Raw genomic sequence first — 25,870 nt, forward strand, 5'->3', positions numbered from 1 at the left:
TACACAAAAGTGTGTATAAAGCAGAAGTTAGAACAGTTGAGTTAGAGAATAGGGTAGCTGAGAATGAGTTTAGTTGAGCTGAGGACAAATTTGTTAATTCCTACCCAAAAGAAGTTTATTCTTTTGGGTTTATTTTGTATACATTTCATTCCCTCTTATACCTCACCTCATTCTCCTTGCCATAAGGAGTGAGAAGATGAATTTCCAATCAAATATTTCCACATTTTTAAAGGACAGCTTGTCTCATAACACCATTCCCATTGTGGAGACTTTCACAGTGGATACACTGACACCCATTCAAATGATTGAAAAGCTGGACCGAAAAATCACTTATCTGCTTGAAAGCAAGGACGATACATCAAGCTGGTCAAGATATTCTTTTATCGGCATCAATCCCTTCATCACCATTAAAGAGCAAAAAGGACAATTTTTAGCGATTGATTCAGAACATCAGACGCTTTATACAGGAAACGAATTAAAAGCCGTCCTTGATTGGATGAACGAAACATATCGGATTAAAACACCAGAACTTGATATCCCGTTTGTAGGCGGGGCGGTGGGTTATTTAAGCTACGACATGATACCGCTGATTGAGCCGGCAATTCAGAGCCACAGCCAAGCAACTGATTTGGAAAAGTGCATGCTGTTTGTTTGCAGAACGATGCTGGCGTACGACCATGAAACAAAAAAAGTACACTTCATCCAGTATGCGAGGCTAAACGGACAAGAAGCAGAGTCTGAAAAAATTGATATATTTAATGAGAATCATGGCGAACTTCAGAGAATCATGGATCAAATGACGGAGAATAAAAATTTAACAGAGCTTTTCCTGTCATCAGAAACTTATACGACACCAAGCTTTGACACAGTCTCTTCTAATTATGAAAAGCGTGAGTTTATGGCGGATGTAGAGAGAATAAAAGAATATATTAAATCGGGTGATATCTTTCAAGGTGTGCTGTCACAAAAATTTGAGATTCCGATAACAGTGGACTCTTTTGAACTATACAGAGTGCTGCGCATTGTCAATCCCTCACCCTATATGTATTACATCAAGCTGCCTGACCGGGAAATTGTCGGAAGCTCTCCCGAACGGTTAATTCATGTTCAAGACGGCCATCTGGAAATTCATCCGATAGCTGGAACGAGAAAAAGAGGCGCTGATAAAGAGGAAGATGAAAAGCTGAAAATAGAGCTGATGAAAGATGAAAAGGAGAAGGCGGAACATTACATGCTTGTTGACCTTGCGAGAAATGACATAGGCAGAGTGGCGGAGTACGGCTCGGTTGCTGTTCCGGAGTTTACAAAAATTGTTTCCTTCTCACATGTGATGCATATTATCTCTATCGTCACAGGCCGATTGAAAGACGGCGTTCATCCTGTAGACGCATTAATGTCAGCATTTCCTGCAGGCACTTTAACGGGTGCCCCTAAAATCCGTGCCATGCAGCTATTGAACGAATTAGAACCGACGCCGCGTGAAACGTATGGCGGCTGCATCGCTTACATCGGATTTGACGGAAGTATTGATTCATGTATTACGATTCGCACAATGAGCGTAAAAAAAGGTGTCGCTTCTATACAAGCCGGAGCGGGCATTGTGGCTGATTCCGTGCCGGAAGCCGAATATGAAGAAAGCTGCAATAAGGCGGGGGCTTTGCTGAAAACCATTCATATTGCGGAAGACATGTTCCGAAGCAAGGGGGATGAAGTTGATGAACAAATTTCTGCTATCATGCGTTAATGGCAGCACATTATCTGTTCGCGAAGCGGAAGACCTCATGCAGCTCATGATGAGTGGAAATATGGGACCGACTGAGATGGGCGGGATTTTATCAGTATTGGCTCATCGGGGAGAAACTGCAGAGGAACTGGAAGGATTTGTAAAAGTGATGCGCGACCATGCGCTCACGATAGACGGCCTGCCTGACGTTGTTGATACGTGCGGAACGGGTGGAGACGGGATCTCCACGTTTAACATTTCAACTGCCGCTGCCATTGCGGCCTCTGCAGCCGGAGCCAAAGTTGCAAAGCACGGAAACCGATCAGTATCTTCAAAAAGCGGAAGCGCAGATGTTTTAGAGAGATTGGGAGTTTTCATTCAATCAACTCCGGAGAAGGTAAGGCAAAGCATAAAAACAAAAAATATGGGCTTTCTGTTTGCCCCGCTGTATCATTCGTCTATGAAACATGTCGCAGTCGCAAGAAAAGAGCTCGGTTTCAGAACGATTTTTAACTTGCTTGGCCCTCTCAGCAATCCTTTGCAGACGAAGCGCCAAGTCATCGGGGTATATTCAACGGAAAAAGCCAAGCTGATGGCAAGCGCTCTGGAAAGCTTCCATCCGAAGCATGTTCTGTTTGTTTCGAGCCGCGACGGACTAGACGAGCTGTCCGTGACATCACCGACCGATGTCATTGAATTAAAGGACGGTGCCCGGCGGGAGTATACTGTATCGCCTGAAGAATTCGGCTTTAAAGCGGGGGAGCTGAAAGATATTCAGGTGCAGTCTCCGCAAGAAAGCGCGTTGTTGATTCAGAAAATTTTTGAAAATGACAGCAATTCATCAGCCCTGAACATTACGGCTTTAAATGCGGGTGCCGCCATTTATGCGGCTGGGATTGCCGCTAATATGAAAGAAGGCGTACAGCTCGCCTTAGAAACGATCAAAAGCGGAAATGCCCGCGCACAGCTTGAACGTCTGAAACAGAAAGAGGAAGAGATCTATGCTTGATAAAATTATTGCCCAAAAAAAAGAAGAAGTAAAAACGATTATTTTACCAGAGGAACAAATTGTTATAAAACGTTCTTTTAAACAGGCGCTTGCAAATCCGAACCGATTTATCGGGTTGATTGCAGAAGTGAAAAAAGCGTCTCCTTCAAAAGGACTGATTAAAGAAAATTTCATCCCTGACATGATTGCTCAAGATTATGAAGCGGCAAAGGCGGATACGCTTTCTGTATTAACGGACACACCCTTTTTTCTAGGCGAAAATCACTATTTGACAGATGTTAAGCGGGCTGTCTCAATTCCGGTCCTGAGAAAAGATTTCATCATAGATTCTATTCAAGTAAAAGAATCGAAGAGAATCGGGGCAGACGCGATCCTTCTGATCGGTGAAGCGCTCGATCCTTTGAAACTGCACGAACTTTACACAGAAGCACAAGAATCAGGGATGGATGTTTTAGTGGAGGTCCATGATGAATTGACGCTTGAACGGATTTTGAAGGTGTTTACGCCGGATATTATCGGCATTAACAATCGAAACTTAAAAACATTTGAAACCTCGGTGACGCAGTCAGAAAAAATCGCAGCTCTCGTTCCGACAGACAGCCTGCTCGTCAGTGAAAGCGGCATTGGGACCTTGGAGCATCTGCAATTCGTAAAAGAACATGGAGCGAAAGCGGTACTCATAGGAGAGTCACTAATGAAGCAGCCGTCACAGCAAGAAGCAGTCTATGCTTTGTTTGGGGAGTGAGGCTGTGAAAAAGCCCGAATTAAAATACTGCGGCATTCGCTCTCTCCAAGATTTGCAGACAGCAGCAACATCACAAGCCGATTATTTGGGATTCGTTTTTGCTGAGAGCAAACGAAAAGTGTCGGCGGCTGAAGTGAAACAGTGGTGCAGCCAAGTGCATATAGGCGATAAAAAACGTGTGGGTGTTTTTGTTAATGAAAAAAATGCGAACATAGCTCGTATTGCCAATGACCTTCAGCTTGATGTCATTCAGCTGCATGGTGACGAAATCCCGAAAGATGCCGTAAACCTGCGTTCTTTCGCGGATTGTGAAGTATGGAAAGCACTGCATCATAATCAGGGCACAATTCAGCAAATGAAGCGTTTTGCGGCGGCCGTCGATGGGTTTGTAATTGATTCATCTGTCAAAGGGATGAGAGGCGGAAGCGGTATTTCGTTCTCTTGGGAGAGTGTGCCTGCATATCAGCAGGAAGCTGAGCGGACAACAAAACGGTGTTTTATTGCAGGCGGTGTAAATCCGGAAACGATTGCCGGACTGCTCAAATGGAGGCCAGGCGGGATTGATCTGGCGAGCGGAATTGAAAGAAACGGAAAAAAAGATCAAATTTTCATCAAGCTATTAGAAGAAAGGATGAACCACTATGTATCAATATCCAAATGAAATCGGCAGGTTTGGCGAGTTTGGCGGAAAATTCGTTCCTGAAACGCTGATGCAGCCCTTAGAAGAAATTGAAAAAGCATTCAAAGAAATAAAAAATGATTCTGTTTTCGAAGCAGAGTATAAAAAGCTGTTATTCGACTATTCCGGAAGGCCGACAGCGCTGACATTTGCCGATCAGGTGACAAATCATTTAGGCGGGGCTAAAATTTATTTAAAAAGAGAAGATTTAAACCATACAGGTTCCCACAAAATCAATAACGCTTTGGGGCAGGCTCTGCTTGCAAAAAAAATGGGCAAAACAAAAATCATTGCTGAAACAGGGGCAGGCCAGCACGGTGTCGCAGCGGCGACAGTAGCCGCGAAATTTGGTTTTCCCTGTACCGTTTTTATGGGAGAAGAAGATGTGGCGCGTCAGTCGCTGAATGTGTTCCGTATGAAACTTTTGGGAGCGGAAGTGGTTCCGGTCACAAGCGGAAATGGTACGCTTAAGGACGCAACGAATGAAGCGATCAGATACTGGGTCCAGCATTGCGAGGACCATTTTTATATGATCGGTTCTGTAGTAGGTCCTCATCCGTACCCTTACATTGTTCGTGAATTCCAAAGAATAATCGGCGATGAAGCGAAAGAACAGCTGCGCGGCATAGAAGGAAATCTTCCGGACAAAGTGGTTGCATGTGTTGGCGGAGGAAGCAATGCTATTGGTATCTTTCAGGCTTTTTTAGCGGAAGATGTAGAATTGATAGGAGCAGAAGCCGCCGGAAAAGGAATTGACACTTCTCTTCACGCAGCCACTATCTCAAAAGGAACAAAAGGTGTCATCCACGGATCGCTGACTTATTTGATTCAGGATCAATTCGGCCAGATCATAGAGCCATACTCCATTTCGGCAGGGCTGGACTATCCGGGAATCGGGCCGGAGCATGCTTATCTTCACCAAAGCGGCCGAGTGAAGTATGAAAGTGTGACGGATGATGAAGCGGTCGCTGCATTAAGGCTTCTCTCCGAAAAAGAAGGCATTTTGCCGGCAATCGAATCTGCCCATGCATTAGCTAAGGCGTTTGAAATGGCTAAAGAAATGGACCGTGAGCAAAGTATACTCGTTTGTTTGTCAGGAAGAGGAGACAAAGATGTGAACACATTGATGCAAGTATTGGAAGATGAGGTGAAAGCGCATGTATAATTTGAAACAGAAGCCTTCTGACAAATTGTTTATCCCCTTCATTACGGCCGGAGACCCTTTGCCAGAGGTCTCTATTGAGCTTGCTAAGTCCCTTCAAAAAGCGGGAGCTTCCGCGCTGGAGCTGGGTGTCGCCTACTCAGACCCGCTTGCTGACGGACCGGTTATCCAGCGTGCTTCGAAACGGGCGCTTGCCAATGAGATGAATATCGTAAAAGCCATAGAATTAGGCGGTAAAATGAAAAAAAGTGGTGTCGATATTCCGATAATTCTCTTTACGTATTATAATCCTGTGTTACAATTGAACAAAGAATACTTTTTCGCTTTACTGCGGGAAAATCATATAGACGGCTTGCTTGTTCCGGATTTGCCATTTGAGGAAAGTGCCCAGCTTCAGCAAGAATGCAAAAAAAATAATGTGACCTATATTTCCTTGGTGGCACCGACAAGCGAAAGTCGTTTAAAAAAAATTACAGAACAGGCCGAGGGCTTCGTATATTGTGTGTCTTCATTAGGCGTGACCGGCGTTCGCAATGAATTCGACTCAGCAGTCTACTCCTTTATCCGGACGGTTAAGGAGCTCAGCTCTGTTCCTGTGGCTGTAGGGTTCGGAATCTCCAGCCGCGAACAGGTAATCAAGATGAATGAGATGTGTGACGGTGTCGTTGTAGGCAGCGCACTGGTCAGAAAAATAGAAGAATTGCAAAACCAGCTCGTCTGTCAGGATACAAGGGAGCGTGCGGTGCAAACATTTGAAGAATATGCGAAGACGTTTAGTGGCTTGTACAGTTTAAAATGAGGTGACTGGATTTGCGAATCAAAGAACAATTAAAACAGCTGAAGCCTTATCAGCCTGGAAAACCAATTGAAGAAGTAAAAAGGGAATACGGCCTGGACAAAGTCGTTAAGCTGGCTTCTAATGAGAACCCATTCGGCTGTTCAGAAGCTGCAAAAGAAGCTCTTCAACAAGAAATTGAACAGCTTGCGCTTTATCCGGATGGCTATAGCGCCGCTTTGCGTACAAGGCTCAGCGAACATCTTAATGTAAGTGAAAAGTCCCTCATCTTTGGCAATGGTTCTGATGAGCTTGTCCAAATCATCTGCCGATCATTTTTAAATGAAAAGACAAACACAATTACAGCAGCTTCGACGTTTCCTCAATATAAACACAATGCGGTCATTGAGGGCGCGGAAGTTCGTGAAATTGCGATTCGTCAAGACGGCGGTCATGATCTTGATGCGATGTTAGCAGCCATTGATGAAAATACACAAATCGTGTGGGTATGCAGTCCGAATAATCCGACGGGAACCTATACAGCAGAAAGTGAATTGCTTTCGTTTTTAAACCGTGTGCCGAGCCATGTGCTCGTAGTGCTGGATGAAGCGTATTATGAATATGTAACGGCTGAGGATTATCCGGAAAGTATACCGCTTTTGGAAAAACACCCTAATCTGATCATTTTGCGGACCTTTTCAAAAGCCTATGGCCTGGCGGCGTTAAGAGTCGGTTACGGCATTGCAAGCGAGGCGCTGATCCGTCAGATTGAGCCTGCGAGAGAACCGTTTAATACAAGCCGCCTTGGTCAGGCTGCCGCGATCGCCGCGCTTAGCGATCAGGACTTTATCGCATCCTGTGTGAAAAAAAATGCTGCCGGTCTTAAGCAATATTATGACTTTGCCAAAACACACGGATTAAGATACTATCCTTCACAAACCAACTTTGTGTTAATTGATTTTAACCGTCCGGCGGATGAACTTTTCCAAGCTTTACTGCAAAAAGGCTATATTGTGCGGTCTGGAAATGCATTGGGATTCCCGACCTCGCTGCGGATAACAATCGGAACGAAAGAGCAAAATGAGGAAATCCTCACGATTTTAGCTGAAATGTTATAAGAGGTGATCATGCATCACCTCTTTAGTCTATCAAACCAGGTGATTAAGATATGAATCAAACCAAAAATACAATATTGCTCGCGGGACTTGGATTAATCGGCGGCTCCATCGCGTTGGCCGTCAAAAAGCAATTTCCGGACAAGCGGATCATCGGCGTTGACATCTCAGAAGAGCAGCTTGTGGCAGCATTAAAGCTTGGCGTGATAGATGAAAGCGCCGATTCGTTTATTGAAGGAGCGAAAAAGGCTTCAACCATTATTATTGCGACCCCTGTTGCTCAAACGCTGCTTATGCTGGATGAATTGGCTCAATCGGGCATCAAACACCAGCTTTTAATTACGGATGTAGGAAGCACCAAACAAAAAGTCGTCCGCTATGCAGATCAAGTGCTGCCTGAACATTATCATTTTATCGGCGGCCATCCGATGGCAGGCTCTCATAAATCCGGAGTCGCGGCGGCGAAGGAATTTTTGTTTGAAAATGCTTTTTACATTTTAACGCCAGGCCGTAACGCGGCGAAAGAAGCGGTCGATCAAATCAAAAAGCTGCTGAAAGCGACAAATGCCCAATTTGTTGAAATGACTCCCGAAGAGCACGATGGCGTAACAAGCGTCATCAGCCACTTTCCTCATATAGTTGCGGCCAGTCTTGTTCATCAGACTCATCATTCGGAAGAGTTATATCCGCTCGTGAAGCGGTTTGCTGCGGGAGGATTTCGGGATATTACCCGCATCGCTTCAAGCAGTCCTGCGATGTGGAGAGATATTCTGTTACATAATAAAGAAAAAATATTGGATCGCTTTGATGAATGGAAGCGAGAAATCGAAACCATTCAAACCTATGTGGAAAACGAAGATGCAAAAAAGCTTTTCGACTATTTTAAAATGGCGAAGGACTATCGTGACGGACTGCCGCTTCGGCAAAAAGGAGCGATTCCGGCTTTTTATGATCTTTACGTAGATGTGCCTGATCATCCCGGAGTTATTTCTGAAATAACAGCAATCCTGGCTGAGGAGCGCATCAGTATAACGAATATAAGGATTATTGAAACACGAGAAGACATAAACGGGATTTTAAGAATCAGTTTTCAAACCGACAATGACCGCAAGCGGGCTGAAAATTGCATAGAATCCCGTGCAGAATATGATACTTTTTATGCTGACTGAGGTGGAAAACAATGAAAAGAGAAAAAGTGCAGTCTTTGAACGGAGAAATCCATATCCCCGGAGACAAATCAATTTCACATCGTTCTGTGATGTTTGGCGCGCTCGCAAACGGAAAAACAACAGTCAAAAACTTTCTTCCGGGAGCAGACTGTCTCAGCACGATAGAATGCTTCAAGAAAATGGGTGTTCACATTGAGCGCAGCGGCAGTGACGTAACGATACACGGAAAGGGCATCTCAGCTCTTCAGGAGCCTGAAAGCCTTTTAGACGTCGGGAACTCAGGTACAACGATTCGGCTGATGCTTGGAATCTTGGCGGGACGACCGTTTTACAGCGCCGTTGCCGGTGATGAAAGTATCGCAAAGCGTCCGATGAAGCGCGTGACAGATCCTTTGAAAAAAATGGGCGCACATATTGACGGCAGAGCGGGCGGAGAGTTTACTCCTTTGTCAGTGAATGGCGGGGATTTAACGGGTATTAATTATGTCTCACCTGTTGCGAGTGCCCAAATTAAATCTGCAGTGCTGCTTGCAGGTCTGCAGGCAGAAGGAACGACAACGGTCACTGAGCCACATAAATCACGGGATCATACAGAGCGGATGCTGAGCGCTTTTGGTATTGAGCTTTCAGAAGACAAAACAAGCGTTTCTATCAAAGGAGGCCAATCGCTTACAGCTCAAGACATCTTTGTGCCTGGGGATATTTCTTCAGCCGCCTTTTTCCTTGCGGCGGGGGCGATCATTCCAAATAGTAGAATTGTACTGAAAAATGTAGGCTTAAACCCTACAAGAACCGGGATCATTGATGTTCTGCAAAAGATGGGGGCCAAACTTCACATCACTGAATCAAGCGGCGACAGCGCAGAGCCTTACGGAGATTTGACGATTGAGACTTCTGAACTGAACGCGCTTGAAATCGGCGGAGACATTATTCCGCGCTTAATTGATGAAATTCCGATCATCGCGCTGCTTGCAACTCAAGCTGAGGGAACGACCATTATTAAGGATGCGGCTGAGCTGAAAGTAAAAGAAACCAACCGGATTGATACAGTAGTGTCAGAACTTCGTAAGCTGGGCGCAAACATTGAGGCTACAGATGACGGGATGAAAATCTACGGAAAGCAGACCCTAAAAGGCGGTGCAACTGTTTCCAGCCATGGAGATCACCGTATCGGAATGATGCTCGGCATTGCTTCATGTTTAACTCAAGAGTCTATTGAAATCTTGCAGACAGAAGCGATTCACGTATCGTATCCAACTTTTTTCGATCATCTGAACAAATTAGCTGCAAAAGCCTGAAGGTGCTCCTTCAGGCTTTTTTCATCAATACGGCTAAGGGAAAACAATCATAAAATGTAAGAATGCATCATAGCTTGTCTTATACAGGAAAAAATAAAAAGGGAAAGGAGGATGCGCTTTATTTGGAGGGCAGTCTGAAAAGGCTGTTTTTGTGTACAAGTTGCTTTCTTCCTTTTTGCTGTTTTCCTGAGCTTGTTCTTTTGGTAAACTAAAATGACCAAAAACGAGGCCGCATTGGGGCAGGCATCTTATTTGCCGAAGGCCTTCGTCTGAATTATGATAGGGTTAACCCGAACAAAAAAGCCCCTTTAATAAGTTTTATGTATAGGAAAAGAAAGGACCGGTCCGATTTGAATACATTAATTCAAGAAGCCATAAAATTAGTTGAAGCTGGTGAAACCGAAAAGGGCCTCAATACGCTCTCGAAGGCTGAGAAACAGCTCCATGATGAAGATAAAGCGATAGCAGCCCAGCTGTATTATGAATGGGGAAATGCGGATAAAGCAATTTCGCTGATCAGTGATTTGCATGATTTGTATCCTGAGGAAACAGAGTTAACGAATTTTTACGCTGAACTGCTAATAGATATTGACGAAGAAGAAAAAGCTCTGGCTGTGCTGGAAACCATTCCTGAAACAGATGGGTCGTACCCGGAAAGCCTGCTTCTCATGGCAGACCTTTATCAGATGCAAGGTTTATTTGAAGTAAGTGAACAAAAGCTTTTAAAAGCAAAATCAATCCTTGAAGATGAACCTGTCATCGATTTTGCGTTAGGTGAGCTTTATTATACCCAGGGCGCGTATGCAAAGGCTATCCAATATTTTAAAAGAACGGCTGAGGAACAGAGTGAAATCGGAGGCGTTAATGTTCATCAAAGATTAGCAGAATCTTTAAGCGCTTCAGGTGAATTTGAGGAAGCGATTCCTTGGTACGAAAAAGCTGTCGAGGAAACTCCTGAGCCTAATACCATTTTCGGCTACGGTTTTACTGCATCACAGGCTGGGTTCGTCAAAACCGCCATCAAGCAGCTGTCAGACCTGAAAGAGATTGATCCATCCTATTCATCGCTTTATATGCCGCTTGCTGAAAGCTATGAGGCAGAAGGCATGTATGAAGAGGCTTTGAAAACAGCCAAAGAAGGCATCAGCTATGATGAATACAACAAGGAACTCTTCCTTTACGCAGCAAAAATGACGCTGAAAATCGGAAATGTCCAAGAGGGCAAAAAGCTGCTTCAAGAAGCGCTTGCGCTTGATCCCGGTTACGTGGAAGCACTACACACTCTGCTTGCCGTTTATCTCAAGGAAGAAGATTATGAGTTGATCATTGATTTGATTCAAGAAGTGCGGGGCTATGGGGAAGAGGACCCGAAATACAATTGGTACCTGGCAAGCGCTTATACTGAATTGGAGAAATATGAAGAGGCTAAAAAATGCTTTGAAGCCGCTTATCTTCATTATCGCGAGGACAGAGATTTCTTATACGAATACGCGAACTTCTTATTGGAAGAAGGGCTGCAGCAAGAAGCGCTTCCGCTTCTAAAAGAAGTGCTCAAACTGGACGGCGCCAATGAAGAGCTTGAAGAAACGATATTGCGGATTGAGGATGAATTTTCTAGATAAGCAGGATTTCTTATTCTCCATGTGGAATTTATGATGTATAAGAATAAACTTACGACCGATAGAGGAGGGAATTACATGCAGACCCCTGTTTCTGTCAATGAGAAAAAGGACTTTATCAGATGGTTTTTAAACCATTATCAGCTTAAGCGCCGAGAGTGCGTCTGGATTTTGAATTATTTAATGAGCCACGACTCTTTAATGGAAAAAGTCCATTTCGTAGAACAAGCTGAGTTTTGCCCAAGAGGCATTATAATGTCAACACACTGTGTTGAAGAAGTTCCGTTTCGGTTTTATAAAGAGAACGTAATGACAACCGATGCAGAAAAATCTTTCCATGATATCAGATTAAATAAACAGCAGGATTTATTTATCCAGCTGAATTTCCGTTCAGCTTACAATTCGCCGGAGTATGCGGCAGTGCTTGAGTCTAATCCTCATATTCCTAAAGATCTATTTGAGAATAAAAAAGATCAAGGAATGGCTGAACAAATTTTAGAACACGCAATTTCTACATTTCAAAGAGAAAGACTGCTGAAAGATATAGACGAGGCGCTGGACCGTCACGATAAAGAAGCATTTGAACAATTATCTCAGCAATTGAATCAGCTCACATAATATTTCCGGCCTTGCAAAACATGCAAGGCTTGTTGTCGTAGAGGGGGAGAAAACAATGAGGTGGAGAATAGCTGATGCCGAGGCTTATTTGCAGGCTGCGGATTACATTGATACCGCTGTCATTCCTTTAATATCCATTAAAGCTGATCATCAATTTAAGGCTTCAGTAGAAAAAGGGGAATTTACACAGCTGATTTGTGAAGAACTGGAACGGCAATTAAAGGGACGGGTATATTTGTTCCCTGCATATACATATATAGATATAAATGAAACAACCATTCAGGAATTGAGGTATTGGAAAAAAGAGGCTGGTTCCCGGTTTCGGCATGTCGTTTTTTTGACTGCTGAAGCAAATTGGGAAGATGCGGTATCAGAAGAGAAGGTTGTGTATATCCCCTCAGTGCCATTTGAACATATGAATGATTCATTAAAAAGAAGAATATTGGAAGATAAGACAGGCGAAATTTTGAACGTTTTGTTACAGTTATGGGGCACTTTGTAAAAACACTTACATTTCCTATTTATTAATATTTTGGCTATATTGACCTTGCTGAGAGATTCATATATTATGAGGGTGTCTAGTGTTATGAAATATTTTCTATTTTAGTTAGTTTGTAGCGTCGACCTAGAGGGGGGAGAAGAGATGGGCGGAAGACATGATATATCAAGACGTCAATTTTTAAATTATACGCTCACGGGCGTAGGGGGGTTTATGGCGGCTAGTATGCTCATGCCTATGGTTCGCTTTGCACTCGATCCGGTGTTAAAACCGACTGGGGATCAGGATATGGTTCAGGTTGTCAGCGTCGATGAGCTGACAAAAGAACCGCAGCGCTTTGATTTTAAAATTAATCAAGTCGATGCCTGGTATGAATCAGAGGAATCGAGATCAGCTTGGGTGTTCAAACACGGGGATGAGATTGTGGCATTATCACCGATTTGCAAGCATTTGGGATGTACAGTCAACTGGAATAACGATCCTAAGAATCCGAACAAATTTTTCTGTCCATGCCATTACGGGCTATATGAAAAAGACGGTACGAATGTCCCCGGCACGCCGCCGCTTGCACCACTTGACCATTATGAGCAAGAAGTGAAGGACGGCTTCCTGTATCTTGGAAAAGCAAAGCCTAAGGGGGAAGGGTGACATGCTTAACAAAATTTATGATTGGGTAGATGAACGGCTTGATATTACACCGATGTGGAGGGATATAGCCGACCACGAGGTGCCTGAGCATGTGAATCCAGCCCACCATTTTTCCGCATTTGTTTACTGTTTTGGGGGTTTGACGTTTTTTGTAACCGTTATCCAAGTGCTGTCGGGTATGTTTTTAACCATGTACTATGTGCCTGACATTAAGAACGCATGGGAATCGGTTTATTACTTGCAAAATGAAGTGGCGTTCGGCCAAATTGTAAGGGGAATGCACCATTGGGGCGCAAGTTTAGTCATTGTGATGATGTTTTTACATACGCTGAGGGTCTTTTTTCAGGGCGCGTATAAGAAGCCGAGGGAATTAAATTGGATTGTCGGTGTACTTATTTTCTTTGTAATGCTTGGTCTCGGATTTACAGGCTATTTGCTGCCTTGGGATATGAAGGCGCTGTTTGCGACAAAGGTAGGTCTTCAAATTGCGGAAGCGACACCGCTTATCGGAACACAAGTCAAAACACTCCTTGCGGGCCATCCGGATATCGTCGGCGCCCAAACTCTGACAAGGTTTTTTGCGATCCATGTGTTTTTTCTTCCTGCCGCATTATTCGGACTGATGGCAGCGCATTTTATCATGATCCGCAAGCAGGGAATTTCAGGACCGCTTTAAACTTGATCTGTGAATAAAAGGGAGGGGATGACATGCATCGGGGCAAAGGGATGAAGTTTGTAGGGGACTCAAGAATACCCGCTGAGAAAAAGCCGAATATACCGAAGGACTACTCAGAATATCCAGGTAAGACAGAAGCGTTTTGGCCGAATTTCCTATTAAAGGAGTGGCTTGTCGGCGCTGTTTTTCTGGTTGGATTTCTTGTATTGACCATCGTGCATCAGCCGCCTTTAGAGCGGATGGCTGATCCGACAGATACCGGATATATTCCGCTGCCTGATTGGTATTTTCTTTTCTTATATCAATTGCTGAAATACGAATACGCCGCCGGTAGCTTTACTGTTGTCGGGGCCATGATCATGCCGGGTCTCGCTTTTGGCGCGCTGCTTTTAGCGCCTTTCCTTGACAGGGGAACGGAGAGAAGGCCATGGAAGCGCCCGGTAGCCGTTGGTATGATGCTTTTTGCTCTTGCGGCAACTGTATTTCTGACATGGCAGTCTGTCGCCACACATGACTGGGCCAAAGCGGAAGAGCAAGGCAAGATTACAAAAGAGGCGGAAATTGATACCGAATCAGAAGGTTATAAGCTGTTTCAGGATCAAGGCTGTATTTCCTGCCATGGAGATAATCTTCAAGGAGGAGCAGCCGGCCCGTCATTGGTTGACAGCGGGTTAAGTCCTGAGGAGATCAAAAAAATCGCCGTGGAAGGGAAAGGGCAAATGCCGGCTGGTGTGTTTAAAGGCAATGATAAAGAACTTGAGGAACTGGCTAAATTTATTTCTGAAACCACAGCGAAATAAAACGTATTGTGAATTACGAGATAGAAGGCTATACTTTTCTTATAAAAAGCTGACCTGGCGTCAGCTTTTTTGTATGCAGTACATACTTTTACAGACTGAGAGTTGATAAGACATGAAATGGTTTCAGTTTCTATTGGGACAGCGGCCGATGCTGCTGCTCGTTTTAGCGGTGAATTTTCTTGGTACGGTATATGGGTACTACTGGTATTTGCCCCAGCTGCTCGAAACACCGGCCCGCTTTCTCGTATTTGTTCCAGACAGCCCGACGGCGACGTTCTTTTTCCTGTTTGTGCTGCTGTCATTTCTCATGAAACGAAACGCGAAGCTATTCGAAGCACTGGCATTGGTCACGCTCGTAAAGTACGGCCTGTGGGCGGTAGGAATGAACCTGCTCGTCCTTTTTGTCACCGGCGAATTGCCGTGGCAGGGTTATATGCTGATTGGCTCTCATTTTGCGATGGCTGTTCAAGGAGTTCTTTATAGTCCGTATTTCCGCTTTAGATTATGGCACCTTGTCCTTGCGGCGATCTGGACATTGCACAATGATGTTATTGATTATCTTTTCGGCATGATGCCTCAGTATTCTATGCTTTCGGATTATATGCCATATATCGGTTATGCGACCTTCTGGCTCAGCCTGTTTTCAATCGCTTTAGCGTACTATTTAGTCGTTTCAAAAAAACAGATGAAGCTTGACCTGCCGTAACACAATGTTGGTCTAACCTTGTCCTTCTCTTCATATTCTGTAAGGAGAGAGAGTGGGAGGGACCTGCATGAAACGAAAGCTGACAATCTGTTTGTTACTTGCTCTTATTTTCTATATCGGAAATGCCAAAGCTGAAGAGCGGGGGAGCCTCGAGGAATTGAACGAGCTATCCGATACGGTTTTCCAAATGACCCGGCAGTCGCAATATGACGAGGCGCTTCAAGTGCTAGGTTACTTTGAAAAAAAATTAAAAGCGGCTGAAAAAAGTCCGGCCAATCAATCTTTGTCCGGCGCTCAAATTCGCCAGATCACACTGGGCTTTAACGATATGGAGCGGAGTTTAAAGCAAACAGACACTTCAGATAGTGAAAAGCTGCGGGCGGCAGCACAATTCAGGATGCTGATGGATGCAGTCAAAAATCAGTCCGATCCTCTTTGGGGATCGCTTGAAAAGCCAATTATGGAAACGTTCAGCGCTTTAAAAAAAGAAGTCCAGGAAAATGAGAAAACAAACTTTCACGAAAAGTGGAATGAATTTATATCTTTATATGATTTAATTTATCCGAGTTTAACGATGGATATTTCAATTGATCAGCTTGATGATGTGGGAAAGCATATTGATGTGATCGAACAAGAAGCGTTTCAGCATATGACGGTAAGCACAAAGCTTGAACGGCTCTCACTTCTCCAAAAAGATTTGAAAAGTGTATTCGACAGGGTGGAAAAAGATGATGCGGACCCCTCTTTGTTATGGGTTATTCTCACAACAGGAGGCATCATTATTACTGCGCTCACCTATGTCGGGTACCGAAAATACAGAGCGGAAAAGAACAAATTGAAAAAACGTGATTATCCTAAATAAATGTTCTTAGCCGTAAAGGAGAAGATGCGAAATGAAAAAAATCATTCAGCAAATGCCTTCAAGCCGTATCCCGCAGCCTATCAGAGGCGATAAAGGGGCGACTGATGACGGTCCCCGCAACCTTGAGCGGGATCTGCAAAATCCGGATATGCTGGTGCCGCCGCCTACAGATGCTGGTATAATTGAGAATTTGAAATTTTCCTTTTCAGACACACATATGAGACTGGAGCACGGCGGATGGTCAAGAGAAGTGACAGTGCGGGAACTGCCGGCGGCGACCCAGCTTGCGGCTGTGAATATGCGGCTGAAGCCGGGCGGAGTGCGGGAGCTTCACTGGCATAAAGAAGCAGAGTGGGGCTATGTGTTAAACGGCAAGGTCCGGATTACTGCCGTGGATCAAAAGGGACGAAATTTCATTGATGATGTCGGAGAAGGCGATCTCTGGTACTTTCCGTCAGGTATTCCCCATTCGATTCAAGGGTTGGAGGAAGGCAGTGAATTTTTGCTTGTTTTTGATAACGGTTCATTCTCCGAAAACAGCACTTTTTCTGTGACGGATTGGTTTGCCCATACACCCCGGAGCGTGTTGGCTGCTAATTTTGGCATTCCAGGTTATGAACTTGCGCATATTCCGGCGAAAGAACGCTATATGTTCCAGCTGGGAACGCCTCCTTCAATAAACGAAGTGAAAATTGATTCTCCAAATGGCACGGTCCCCGAACCCTTTAGCTACAAACTGACGAAGCAAGCCCCGATTATCACCAATGGTGGCAAAGTCCGTATTGCAGATTCTTCTCTTTTTAAGGCATCAAAAACAATTGCTGCCGCCGTTGTGGAAGTAGAACCGGGCGGAATGAGGGAAATGCATTGGCATCCGAATACTGATGAGTGGCAGTATTATATTTCAGGCAAAGCAAAGATGACCGTTTTTGCAGCGGAAGGAAAAGCGAGAACGTTTAATTATCAAGCGGGTGATGTAGGCTACGTTCCCTTTGCAATGGGCCATTATATACAAAATACAGGCAGTACGGTTCTGCGTTTTTTAGAGGTATTTAAAAGTGACCGGTTTGAGGATGTGTCGTTAAACCAATGGCTCGCATTAACGCCGCATGGTTTTATGCAGCGGACGCTGAATGTCGGAGCTGCGTTTACAGATGTGTTACAAAAAGAAAAATTTCCGGTTGTAAAATGGAAAAGTGATTAGCAGCGAAAGGCGGCGAATGCCGCCTATTTGTATTGATTAGCGTGTGATAGGATTTTTATTCTCATCATGAGTGAAGCCTTCCCCGAGCACGTCATGAACATCGCTCACGGCTACAAATGCGTGCGGGTCAACTGAGGTAATCACACTTTTTAGCAGGACGATTTCATTTTTCGGAACGACACAATAAAGCACATCTCTGTCCTCTTTCGTATACGATCCCTGACCTTTTAAGACCGTGACCCCTCTTTCCATTTCTTCAATGATTTTTTGCTGGATCATGTCATTTTTCATGGATATAATAGTAGCGCCTTTTGCACCGTATCCGCCTTCCTGGATGAAATCAATTAATCTTGCTGCCACAAATACCGCAACAAGGGTGTACATGGCTTCTTTATATGAGAGATACGTGAGTAACGATAAAACGATGACGCAGGCATCAAAGGCGAACATTGTTCTTCCCATGGGTATCCCAAAGAACTTATTGATCAGGCGGGCGATAATATCTACTCCGCCGGTTGTGCCTCCGAATTTAAAGATGATTCCTAAACCGGCGCCGATAAACACACCGGCAAATAAGGCGGCAAGCGCCAAGTCGTGCTGAAGGGGCATATGGATTTCGTAACGCTGAAAGATACTGAGAAAAAGAGACAAAGCGACGGTGCCGACAATGGTATAAACAAACATCGTTCTGCCGAGCATACGCCAGCCAATAAAGAATATCGGAATGTTTAACACAAGGTTCGAAATAGACGGGCTGATGTGAAATAGAGCATAAAGCAAAAGCGTAATTCCGGTAAACCCGCCTTCGGCTAAGTTGTTCTGCATATTAAAATGAACAAGTCCGAACGAAAAAATGGCCGCTCCTATTAAAATGAAACAAATGTTTTTCAATCTGATTTCTCCAAGCATTACACAAAACCCCTTTTCCTTCCATGAGATTGCGTTAATATTATAGAGGATACAAAAGAAAACAGCAAACACCTGCTTAAACATTTGTCAAACGTATCTGAATTAGCTAACATGTAAGAGATGATAGGAGGTTTCGCGCAGTGAGTGATAAAACGATGAAAGAATTACAGGCTGAGGTGGATCAATACATCGGCCAATTTAAAGAAGGCTATTTCAGCCCGCTTGCCATGATGGCCCGTTTGACAGAGGAGCTGGGCGAACTTGCAAGAGAAGTGAATCATTACTATGGAGAAAAGCCGAAGAAGGCGACTGAAGATGATAAAAGCATGGAAGAGGAAATGGGAGATGTCTTGTTTGTGCTGATTTGCTTAGCCAACTCTCTGAATATTTCATTAGAGGAAGCCCATGACCGTGTTATGCATAAATTTAATACGAGAGATAAAAACCGCTGGACGAGAAAAGAAGAAGGAAAGTAGAGGAGATTAGAATGCCGAATGAAACAATCAAAGTAGTTATAGCAGGACCAAGAGGAAGAATGGGACAAGAAGCTGTTAAATTGGCTGAAAGCACGCCTCATTTTGAGCTTGTCGGAGCAGTTGACCATACATACAATCAAAAAAAACTGTCAGAAGTGATGTCTTCTGATTCAGAAGCACTTATTTATACAGATATTACTCAATGTTTTCAAGAAACCCAGCCTGCTGTGCTGATTGATTTAACGACGCCGGAAATCGGGAAAGTTCATACGAAGGTGGCATTAGAGCATGGTGTTCGGCCGGTAGTGGGTACGACCGGTTTCACAGAGAGTGATTTAGAGGATCTTAAAACACTGACAGAAGACAAAGGAATCGGCGCTATCATCGCACCAAACTTCGCATTAGGCGCGGTGCTCATGATGAAATTTTCGCAAATGGCAGCCAACTACTTTGAAGATGTGGAAATTATCGAGCTTCACCATGATCAAAAGCTTGACGCTCCAAGCGGAACGGCATTAAAAACGGCGGAGATGATTTCTGCAGTCCGCAGTGATAAACAGCAGGGGCATCCCGATGAAAAGGAAATTCTTCCGGGCGCGCGCGGCGCTGAACAAAACGGCATCCGTCTTCACAGTGTACGTCTTCCGGGATTGATCGCACATCAGGAAGTCATGTTCGGCATGGACGGCCAATCGCTTAAGATCCGCCATGATTCCTATAATCGCGCTTCCTTCATGTCAGGAGTCAAACTTGCCGTCGAACAAGTGATGAAAATTGACCAGCTCGTTTATGGGCTTGAAAACATTATAGACTAAAGGGGGATAACAGATGAAAATCGCTTTAATCGCTCATGACAAGAAAAAACAAGACATGGTGCAGTTTACGACTGCATATAAAACGATCTTGAGCGGGCATGACTTATATGCGACCGGTACAACCGGACTGAAAATTCAAGAGGCGACAGGCCTTTCTGTTGAGCGATTTCAATCAGGTCCTTTGGGAGGGGATCAGCAAATCGGAGCTTTGATTGCAGCTAACGCGCTCGATCTCGTTATCTTTTTGCGTGATCCTCTTACGGCGCAGCCGCACGAGCCGGATGTTTCGGCATTAATCCGTTTGTGTGACGTTTATGCGATACCGCTTGCTACAAATATGGGAACTGCGGAAATTTTAGTCCGTTCTCTTGAAGAAGGCGCATTTGAATTCCGCAATCTGATCCGCGGGGAAGATACAAATGGGTAACCTTGATCTCCTCGCTTTTGGCGCTCATAGTGATGATGTCGAGATCGGTATGGGCGGAACGATTGCAAAGTTTGTCAAACAAGGAAAAAAGGCCGGTATATGCGATCTGACTGAGGCGGAGTTATCTTCAAACGGCACGGTCTGCCTGAGAAAAGAAGAAGCGGCCGCAGCAGCCCGCATACTCGGTGTGGAACAAAGAATTCAGCTCGGGCTTCCTGACCGCGGACTGGTGATGAACGACCATGCCATACGCGCGATTGTGAGTGTAATCAGATCCTGCCGGCCGAAAGCTGTGTTTATGCCTTATAAAGAAGATCGGCATCCTGATCACGGCAATGCGGCTGCTCTTGTGGAAGAGGCAGTCTTTTCCGCGGGGATACGTAAATTTAAAGATGAAAAAAATCTCCCGCCTCATAAGGTGGAAAAGGTTTTATACTATATGATAAACGGGTTCCATCGGCCTGATTTTGTCATTGACATTACAGAGACGATAGAGGATAAAAAGCAGAGCCTTCAAGCTTATCAAAGCCAGTTTGTGCCGTCAGAGGATTCAGTAGAAACGCCGCTTACAAACGGATACATTGAGATGGTAGAGGCACGGGAACGGCTGTACGGAAAAGAAGCAGGTGTAGGGTATGCGGAAGGATTCTTTTCAAAGCGGCTTTTGGTCCTCAATCATGATCTGCTCGGAGGCGAACAATGAAGAAGCTGAAAATTGGCATTACATGCTATCCTAGCGTCGGCGGCTCAGGCATCATTGCCACCGAGCTCGGGAAGCTGCTTGCAGAAAAGGGCCATGACATTCATTTTATTACATCAAGCATTCCTTTTCGATTAAATACATATCATCCAAATATCCATTTCCATGAAGTGGAAGTGAATCAATATGCTGTTTTCAAACACCCGCCATATGATTTGTCACTGGCAAGCAAAATTGCAGAGGTAGCGGAGCGGGAGAATTTAGACATTATCCATGCGCACTACGCTCTGCCGCATGCGGTTTGCGCGTATTTAGCTAAACAGATGCTTAAACGGGATATCGGCATCGTCACCACTCTTCACGGCACAGATATTACCGTGTTAGGCTATGATCCGTCGTTAAAAGACTTAATCCGATTTGCGATTGAAGCCTCAGACAGAGTGACAGCCGTTTCCTCAGCTCTTGCGGCTGAAACCTATGACTTAATCAAACCAGAGAAAAAAATTGAAACCATATACAATTTTATCGATGAACGGGTATATCTGAAGAAAAATACAAGAAGCATAAAAGAAAAATACGGCATTTCACCAGACGAAAAAGTAGTGGTTCATGTCTCGAATTTCAGAAAGGTCAAGCGGGTGCAGGATGTCATTCATGTTTTCCGGAACATCGTCAATCAAACAAAAGCAAAATTGCTTCTGGTAGGAGACGGTCCCGAAAAATCAGTCGCTTGTGAGCTTGTCAGAAAGTACGGCCTTGAAAATCAAGTGATGCTGCTCGGAAATCAAGACCGGGTAGAGGAGCTGTATTCAATAAGCGATGTTAAGCTGCTTCTTTCTGAAAAAGAAAGCTTTGGCCTTGTTCTGCTTGAAGCAATGGCCTGCGGCGTACCGTGTATCGGAACAAATGTCGGCGGGATACCTGAAGTCATAAAGAACAATGTGAGCGGCTTTTTAGTGGATATCGGCGATATTGAGGATGCATCAGCAAAAGCCTTGCGCATTTTAGAGGATGAACAGCTCAGAAAACAATTTACAGATGCGGCGCTTCACATGCTGAAGAACGAATTTTCATCACAAAAAATCGTCAGTGAATACGAACAGATCTATGCCGATTTAGCAGAACCGGAGTGATGACATGGAACAAGTTTTTATCAAAGCGCTTCCTGTGCTCAACACATTAATAGAGGCTGGCCATCAAGCTTATTTTGTCGGCGGCGCCGTTCGGGACAGCTATATGAAACGGGCAATCGGTGATGTTGATATCGCCACAGATGCCGCGCCGAATGAGGTGGAACGTTTGTTTAAGCGTACGGTAGATGTCGGCAAAGAGCACGGAACCATCATTGTGCTGTGGGAAGATGAGACCTATGAAGTGACGACATTCCGGACAGAATCGGATTATCAAGATTACAGAAGACCGTCAGAAGTGCACTTTATCACTTCATTAGAAGAAGATTTGAAACGCAGAGATTTGACGATTAACGCTATGGCGATGAAGACAGATGGAGAGCTGGTTGATTATTTCGGAGGAAGACAGGATATTGATCATCAGCTGATACGGACTGTCGGAAAGCCTGAAGACCGATTTCAAGAGGATGCACTGCGTATGCTCAGAGCCATCAGATTTATGAGCCAGCTCGGCTTCGTGCTCTCAGAAGAAACCGCAGCTGCCATCGAACGCAGCCGCAGTTTGCTTCGTTATGTTTCTGTTGAACGGAAAACGGTGGAGTTTGAGAAACTTTTACAAGGAAAGTCGTGCAGCTCCGCTCTCCGAATGATGGTGAAAACAGGACTTTTCGAAGAGCTGCCAGGATTCTCTGATAAAAAAGAACATTTGCTCTATGCGAGTGAATGTCCGTTTTCGTTATTAAAAGAGCGGGAGGAACTTTGGGCAGCGATCTTGGTTTATCTCAAGATCAATGCAAAAGATCAAACACCTTTTCTGAAAAAATGGAAACTTCCCGGAAAAGTGATCAAAGAAGCATCCCGCATCGCCGACACCTTTTATCAAGAACTTGATGCGCTGTCCATGTATCAAGCAGGAGAAAAGGCGCTAATTTCCGCTGTGAAGATTAAGATGCTGTCAGAAACCAAGCAAGTGGATAAAGAAAAGCTTGAGGCCGTCAGAAAAGAGTACCGCAGCCTGCCGATTAAAAGCCTCAAAGATCTCGACATAACAGGACAAGATTTACTGAATGTAAGAAACCGCCCTGCGGGAAAATGGGTTTCAGAAGAGCTGCAGCGGATTGAGCAGGCTGTTGTTACAGGAAAGCTCTCCAATCAAAAGAAACACTTAGAGGAGTGGCTGAAGTCATGGGATCAAAGTTAAGAACACAGTTAATCGACTTGTTTTCAAAGGCCGGAGATGAGTTTATTTCCGGCCAAAAAATAAGTGACGCTCTCGGCTGCTCCAGAACCGCCGTGTGGAAGCATATAGAAGAGCTTCGCAATGAAGGTTATGAAGTAGAGGCCGTCAGGAGAAAAGGCTATCGGCTGGTAAAAAAGCCCGGGAAACTAAGTGAAAGTGAGATTCGTTTCGGGTTGAAGACTGAACTGTTGGGCCGGCAGCTTTATTATCACGATGTTCTGCCGTCTACCCAAAAAACCGCTCATGCACTGGCAAATAATGGTGCGCCGGAAGGAACTCTCGTTGTTGCCGATAAACAAACAGCGGGCAGGGGGCGAATGTCAAGAGTATGGCATTCTCAAGAAGGAAACGGAATCTGGATGAGTCTTATTTTAAGGCCGGATATCCCGCTTCAACAAACGCCGCAGCTGACCCTTTTGTCTGCTGTCGCCGTTGTGCAGGCAATTGAAGAAGCTGCAGGCGTCCAAGCGGACATTAAATGGCCTAATGATCTTCTGATTCACGGAAAAAAAGCTGTCGGTATCTTAACTGAGATGCAAGCCGAGGAAGACCGCGTCCGGTCAATTATCATCGGCATTGGCATTAATGTGAACCAGCAGTCAGCCGATTTTCCGCAAGAGCTTCAGCAAATTGCGACGAGCCTCAGCCAGGAAGCAGGGGAAAAAATAGACCGGGCAGGATTGATCCAGCAAATTTTGCTGTCATTTGAAAAACGGTATCATGATTATTTAAAACACGGTTTCACCCCGATCAAGCTCTTATGGGAAAGCTATGCGCTTGGTATCGGCCAAGAATTAAGGGCAAGAACCTTAAAAGGGACATTTTACGGAAAATCGCTAGGAATAGATGATGAAGGGGTTCTTCTGTTAGAAACAAAAGAAGGCATTAAAAAAATCTATTCAGCCGATATTGAAATGGAATCTTTCTAGTTGGTACAAGCCAGATGATTTTGGTATACTTCCAATGGGCAGTATCGCCTGCGAACTGCACCTATTTTTCCAAATAGACAAAGATATAGCAGCAGTCTGCCTTGATCCAAAAGGACTGGGACAGAGGGATGAAACTCGCCGAAACTTCAAGATAAGTGAAGAATCCTTCTGGAAAAACGGAAGGTTTTTTGGCTTGTAAAAGAAGCGGCAGCTCATCTCCTCTACAAGAGGAGGAGAAAGATGAAAACAAAGCTCGATTTCTTAAAAATGAAGAAAAATGAAGAACCGATTGTCATGCTGACGGCTTATGATTACCCGTCGGCCAAGCTTGCTGAACAGGCGGGCGTTGATATGATTTTAGTCGGTGATTCACTGGGAATGGTCGTGCTCGGCCTGGACTCTACTGTAGGTGTAACTGTTGCCGACATGATCCACCATACAAAAGCGGTCAAACGGGGTGCGGCAAACACATTTATCGTGACAGATATGCCCTTTATGTCTTATCACCTCTCTAAAGATGAGACGCTTAAAAACGCCGCGGCCATCATTCAGGAAAGCGGAGCGGATGCGTTAAAGCTTGAGGGCGGAGACGGCGTCTTTGAATCAATCCGCGCTCTGACGCTCGGAGGAATCCCTGTTGTCAGTCATTTAGGGCTCACGCCGCAATCAGTAGGCGTGTTAGGCGGTTATAAAGTCCAAGGGAAAGATGAGCAAAGCGCAAAAAAATTGCTTGAAGACAGTAAAAAATGTGAGGAAGCGGGAGCAATGATGCTTGTGCTCGAGTGTGTTCCGGCTGAACTTACCGCAAAAATTGCTGAGGAACTGACAATACCTGTAATCGGCATCGGAGCGGGAGCGCAAGCGGACGGTCAGGTTCTTGTATTTCATGATGTGGTCGGCTACGGTGTGGCCAGAATGCCTAAATTCGTTAAACAGTATGAACAAATTGACGGTGCTATTGAAACGGCGATCAGCGGATATGTCCATGATGTGAGAAAGCGAGCTTTCCCTGAACAAAAGCACTCCTTTCAGCTGAATCAAACAGTGCTTGAAGGCTTGTACGGAGGGAAATAAATGAAACACATCACAGATATTTCAGAACTGAAAACCATAATCAACCAATATAAATCAGTAGGCAAATCAATCGGTTTCGTGCCGACGATGGGTTTTCTGCATGAAGGACACCTGAAGTTGGCTGATAAAGCGAGTCAGGAAAACGACATTGCGGTGATGAGCATTTTTGTGAATCCTGCACAATTCGGTCCCGGAGAGGATTTTGAAGCGTATCCCCGAGATCTTGAGCGGGATACGAAACTTGCTGAAAGTGCGGGAATAGATCTTCTTTTTACTCCGTCTGCCGACAGTATGTATAATGGCGATCCAAATGTCGCAGTGCAAGTGAAAAGACGGACCGACGTCTTGTGCGGGCGATCAAGAGAAGGGCACTTCGACGGCGTGGCAACAGTCTTAACGAAGTTTTTCAATCTAATAAAGCCGGAAAGGGCGTATTTTGGTCTCAAGGATGCACAGCAGGTTGCTGTCGTTGACGGTTTAATCAGTGATTTTTTTATGGATATTGAGCTGGTCGGTGTGGATACAGTCAGAGAGGAAGACGGACTTGCGAAAAGCTCTCGCAACGTATATTTAACTGAAAAAGAGAGAAACGAAGCCCCGAGACTTTATAAAGCTCTTCAGCAAGGCGCTGAGCTGATCAGGGCCGGTGAAAGAAACCCTGAAGCGGTGATCAAAGCCGCAGCAGATATCATCGGGACAACAAGCGGTGCCATTGATTATGTGGAACTCTACTCTTATCCTGAGCTCACAAAGCAGGATAAACTAGAAGGGAAAGTCATTCTCGCTGCAGCAGTCAAATTTTCAAAGGCGCGTTTAATAGACAATATTATTATTGATATTCACGAAATGGAGAGAATATAAAT

28 protein-coding genes are annotated in these 25,870 nt (G+C 44.7%); 27 read left to right on the forward strand and 1 reads right to left on the reverse strand.

The window, feature by feature from the left end; genetic code table 11:
• The first annotated feature begins 196 nt into the window (after positions 1 to 196).
• The 18 genes from trpE to AXI57_RS11260 all read left to right on the forward strand — a co-directional run bounded on the left by trpE (position 197) and on the right by AXI57_RS11260 (position 17,307).
• Positions 197 to 1,744, forward strand: coding sequence for an anthranilate synthase component I (gene trpE, locus AXI57_RS11175; protein ID WP_061670090.1), 1,548 nt, complete (start codon positions 197 to 199; stop codon positions 1,742 to 1,744).
• Positions 1,716 to 2,732: an anthranilate phosphoribosyltransferase gene (trpD, locus tag AXI57_RS11180; protein WP_061670091.1), complete on the forward strand. Its 1,017-nt coding sequence runs from the start codon at positions 1,716 to 1,718 to the stop codon at positions 2,730 to 2,732. Before trpE ends, trpD begins: the two co-directional genes overlap by 29 nt.
• The gene (gene trpC, locus AXI57_RS11185; protein ID WP_061670092.1) at positions 2,725 to 3,477 is read left to right on the forward strand and encodes an indole-3-glycerol phosphate synthase TrpC; all 753 of its coding nucleotides are present in this window, start codon (positions 2,725 to 2,727) and stop codon (positions 3,475 to 3,477) included. The genes trpD and trpC overlap by 8 nt, the downstream gene beginning before the upstream one ends.
• Before the next feature lie 4 nt (positions 3,478 to 3,481).
• Positions 3,482 to 4,138, forward strand: a complete 657-nt coding sequence (locus AXI57_RS11190; protein ID WP_061670093.1) for a phosphoribosylanthranilate isomerase — start codon at positions 3,482 to 3,484, stop codon at positions 4,136 to 4,138.
• On the forward strand, positions 4,119 to 5,321 hold the full coding sequence (trpB, locus tag AXI57_RS11195) for a tryptophan synthase subunit beta (protein WP_061670094.1): 1,203 nt from the start codon (positions 4,119 to 4,121) through the stop codon (positions 5,319 to 5,321). Before AXI57_RS11190 ends, trpB begins: the two co-directional genes overlap by 20 nt.
• Positions 5,314 to 6,117: a tryptophan synthase subunit alpha gene (trpA, locus tag AXI57_RS11200; RefSeq protein WP_061670095.1), complete on the forward strand. Its 804-nt coding sequence runs from the start codon at positions 5,314 to 5,316 to the stop codon at positions 6,115 to 6,117. The genes trpB and trpA overlap by 8 nt, the downstream gene beginning before the upstream one ends.
• A gap of 11 nt (positions 6,118 to 6,128) precedes the next feature.
• Positions 6,129 to 7,211: a histidinol-phosphate transaminase gene (hisC, locus tag AXI57_RS11205; protein ID WP_013390581.1), complete on the forward strand. Its 1,083-nt coding sequence runs from the start codon at positions 6,129 to 6,131 to the stop codon at positions 7,209 to 7,211.
• A gap of 50 nt (positions 7,212 to 7,261) precedes the next feature.
• Positions 7,262 to 8,377, forward strand: coding sequence for a prephenate dehydrogenase (locus AXI57_RS11210; RefSeq protein WP_061572973.1), 1,116 nt, complete (start codon positions 7,262 to 7,264; stop codon positions 8,375 to 8,377).
• Positions 8,378 to 8,388: 11 nt separating this feature from the next.
• A complete protein-coding gene (gene aroA, locus AXI57_RS11215) occupies positions 8,389 to 9,675 on the forward strand; it encodes a 3-phosphoshikimate 1-carboxyvinyltransferase (protein ID WP_061670096.1) in 1,287 nt (428 codons plus the stop codon).
• A 350-nt stretch (positions 9,676 to 10,025) separates the two neighbouring features.
• Positions 10,026 to 11,297, forward strand: a complete 1,272-nt coding sequence (locus tag AXI57_RS11220; protein WP_061670097.1) for a tetratricopeptide repeat protein — start codon at positions 10,026 to 10,028, stop codon at positions 11,295 to 11,297.
• A 75-nt stretch (positions 11,298 to 11,372) separates the two neighbouring features.
• The gene (locus tag AXI57_RS11225) at positions 11,373 to 11,912 is read left to right on the forward strand and encodes a ReoY family proteolytic degradation factor (RefSeq protein ID WP_004429781.1); all 540 of its coding nucleotides are present in this window, start codon (positions 11,373 to 11,375) and stop codon (positions 11,910 to 11,912) included.
• Positions 11,913 to 11,967: 55 nt separating this feature from the next.
• The gene (locus tag AXI57_RS11230) at positions 11,968 to 12,414 is read left to right on the forward strand and encodes a YpiF family protein (protein WP_004429782.1); all 447 of its coding nucleotides are present in this window, start codon (positions 11,968 to 11,970) and stop codon (positions 12,412 to 12,414) included.
• Between the two features lie 141 nt (positions 12,415 to 12,555).
• Positions 12,556 to 13,059: a Rieske (2Fe-2S) protein gene (locus AXI57_RS11235; protein WP_010789049.1), complete on the forward strand. Its 504-nt coding sequence runs from the start codon at positions 12,556 to 12,558 to the stop codon at positions 13,057 to 13,059.
• Between the two features lies 1 nt (position 13,060).
• A complete protein-coding gene (gene qcrB, locus AXI57_RS11240) occupies positions 13,061 to 13,735 on the forward strand; it encodes a menaquinol-cytochrome c reductase cytochrome b subunit (RefSeq protein ID WP_003225560.1) in 675 nt (224 codons plus the stop codon).
• A gap of 32 nt (positions 13,736 to 13,767) precedes the next feature.
• Complete coding sequence (locus tag AXI57_RS11245) at positions 13,768 to 14,535, forward strand: menaquinol-cytochrome c reductase cytochrome b/c subunit (RefSeq protein ID WP_004429786.1); 768 nt, start codon at positions 13,768 to 13,770, stop codon at positions 14,533 to 14,535.
• 112 nt (positions 14,536 to 14,647) lie between these two features.
• A complete protein-coding gene (gene lhaT / locus AXI57_RS11250; RefSeq protein ID WP_061670098.1) occupies positions 14,648 to 15,241 on the forward strand; it encodes a lipoprotein heptaprenylglyceryl N-acetyltransferase LhaT in 594 nt (197 codons plus the stop codon).
• A gap of 67 nt (positions 15,242 to 15,308) precedes the next feature.
• Positions 15,309 to 16,103, forward strand: coding sequence for a sporulation protein YpjB (ypjB, locus tag AXI57_RS11255; protein ID WP_004429790.1), 795 nt, complete (start codon positions 15,309 to 15,311; stop codon positions 16,101 to 16,103).
• Between the two features lie 31 nt (positions 16,104 to 16,134).
• Entirely contained in the window at positions 16,135 to 17,307 is a 1,173-nt protein-coding gene (locus AXI57_RS11260; protein ID WP_061670099.1) for an oxalate decarboxylase family bicupin, read from the forward strand.
• Between the two features lie 36 nt (positions 17,308 to 17,343).
• Here AXI57_RS11260 and AXI57_RS11265 read toward each other — a convergent pair whose 3' ends face one another.
• The gene (locus AXI57_RS11265; RefSeq protein ID WP_003325624.1) at positions 17,344 to 18,216 is read right to left on the reverse strand and encodes a YitT family protein; all 873 of its coding nucleotides are present in this window, start codon (positions 18,214 to 18,216) and stop codon (positions 17,344 to 17,346) included.
• A 140-nt stretch (positions 18,217 to 18,356) separates the two neighbouring features.
• Between AXI57_RS11265 and AXI57_RS11270 the strand changes: the two genes are divergently transcribed.
• From AXI57_RS11270 to panC, 9 genes are all read left to right on the forward strand, one after another.
• Positions 18,357 to 18,692: a nucleotide pyrophosphohydrolase gene (locus AXI57_RS11270; RefSeq protein WP_003325626.1), complete on the forward strand. Its 336-nt coding sequence runs from the start codon at positions 18,357 to 18,359 to the stop codon at positions 18,690 to 18,692.
• Positions 18,693 to 18,703: 11 nt separating this feature from the next.
• Positions 18,704 to 19,507, forward strand: a complete 804-nt coding sequence (gene dapB, locus AXI57_RS11275; protein ID WP_010789043.1) for a 4-hydroxy-tetrahydrodipicolinate reductase — start codon at positions 18,704 to 18,706, stop codon at positions 19,505 to 19,507.
• 13 nt (positions 19,508 to 19,520) lie between these two features.
• Positions 19,521 to 19,934, forward strand: a complete 414-nt coding sequence (gene mgsA / locus AXI57_RS11280) for a methylglyoxal synthase (RefSeq protein ID WP_003325628.1) — start codon at positions 19,521 to 19,523, stop codon at positions 19,932 to 19,934.
• A complete protein-coding gene (gene bshB1 / locus AXI57_RS11285; protein ID WP_061670100.1) occupies positions 19,927 to 20,637 on the forward strand; it encodes a bacillithiol biosynthesis deacetylase BshB1 in 711 nt (236 codons plus the stop codon). The genes mgsA and bshB1 overlap by 8 nt, the downstream gene beginning before the upstream one ends.
• Positions 20,634 to 21,767, forward strand: coding sequence for an N-acetyl-alpha-D-glucosaminyl L-malate synthase BshA (gene bshA, locus AXI57_RS11290; protein WP_061670101.1), 1,134 nt, complete (start codon positions 20,634 to 20,636; stop codon positions 21,765 to 21,767). The genes bshB1 and bshA overlap by 4 nt, the downstream gene beginning before the upstream one ends.
• A 4-nt stretch (positions 21,768 to 21,771) precedes the next feature.
• Positions 21,772 to 22,965: a CCA tRNA nucleotidyltransferase gene (locus tag AXI57_RS11295; protein WP_061670102.1), complete on the forward strand. Its 1,194-nt coding sequence runs from the start codon at positions 21,772 to 21,774 to the stop codon at positions 22,963 to 22,965.
• Positions 22,950 to 23,933 carry a biotin--[acetyl-CoA-carboxylase] ligase gene (locus tag AXI57_RS11300; RefSeq protein ID WP_061670103.1) on the forward strand — a complete coding sequence of 328 codons (984 nt, stop codon included), beginning with the start codon at positions 22,950 to 22,952 and terminating at the stop codon, positions 23,931 to 23,933. Before AXI57_RS11295 ends, AXI57_RS11300 begins: the two co-directional genes overlap by 16 nt.
• Before the next feature lie 240 nt (positions 23,934 to 24,173).
• Positions 24,174 to 25,007, forward strand: a complete 834-nt coding sequence (gene panB / locus AXI57_RS11310) for a 3-methyl-2-oxobutanoate hydroxymethyltransferase (RefSeq protein WP_061670104.1) — start codon at positions 24,174 to 24,176, stop codon at positions 25,005 to 25,007.
• A complete protein-coding gene (gene panC, locus AXI57_RS11315) occupies positions 25,008 to 25,868 on the forward strand; it encodes a pantoate--beta-alanine ligase (protein ID WP_061670105.1) in 861 nt (286 codons plus the stop codon).
• Positions 25,869 to 25,870: the final 2 nt, after the last annotated feature.

It is taken from the genome of Bacillus atrophaeus (assembly GCF_001584335.1).
Taxonomy (GTDB): domain Bacteria; phylum Bacillota; class Bacilli; order Bacillales; family Bacillaceae; genus Bacillus; species Bacillus atrophaeus.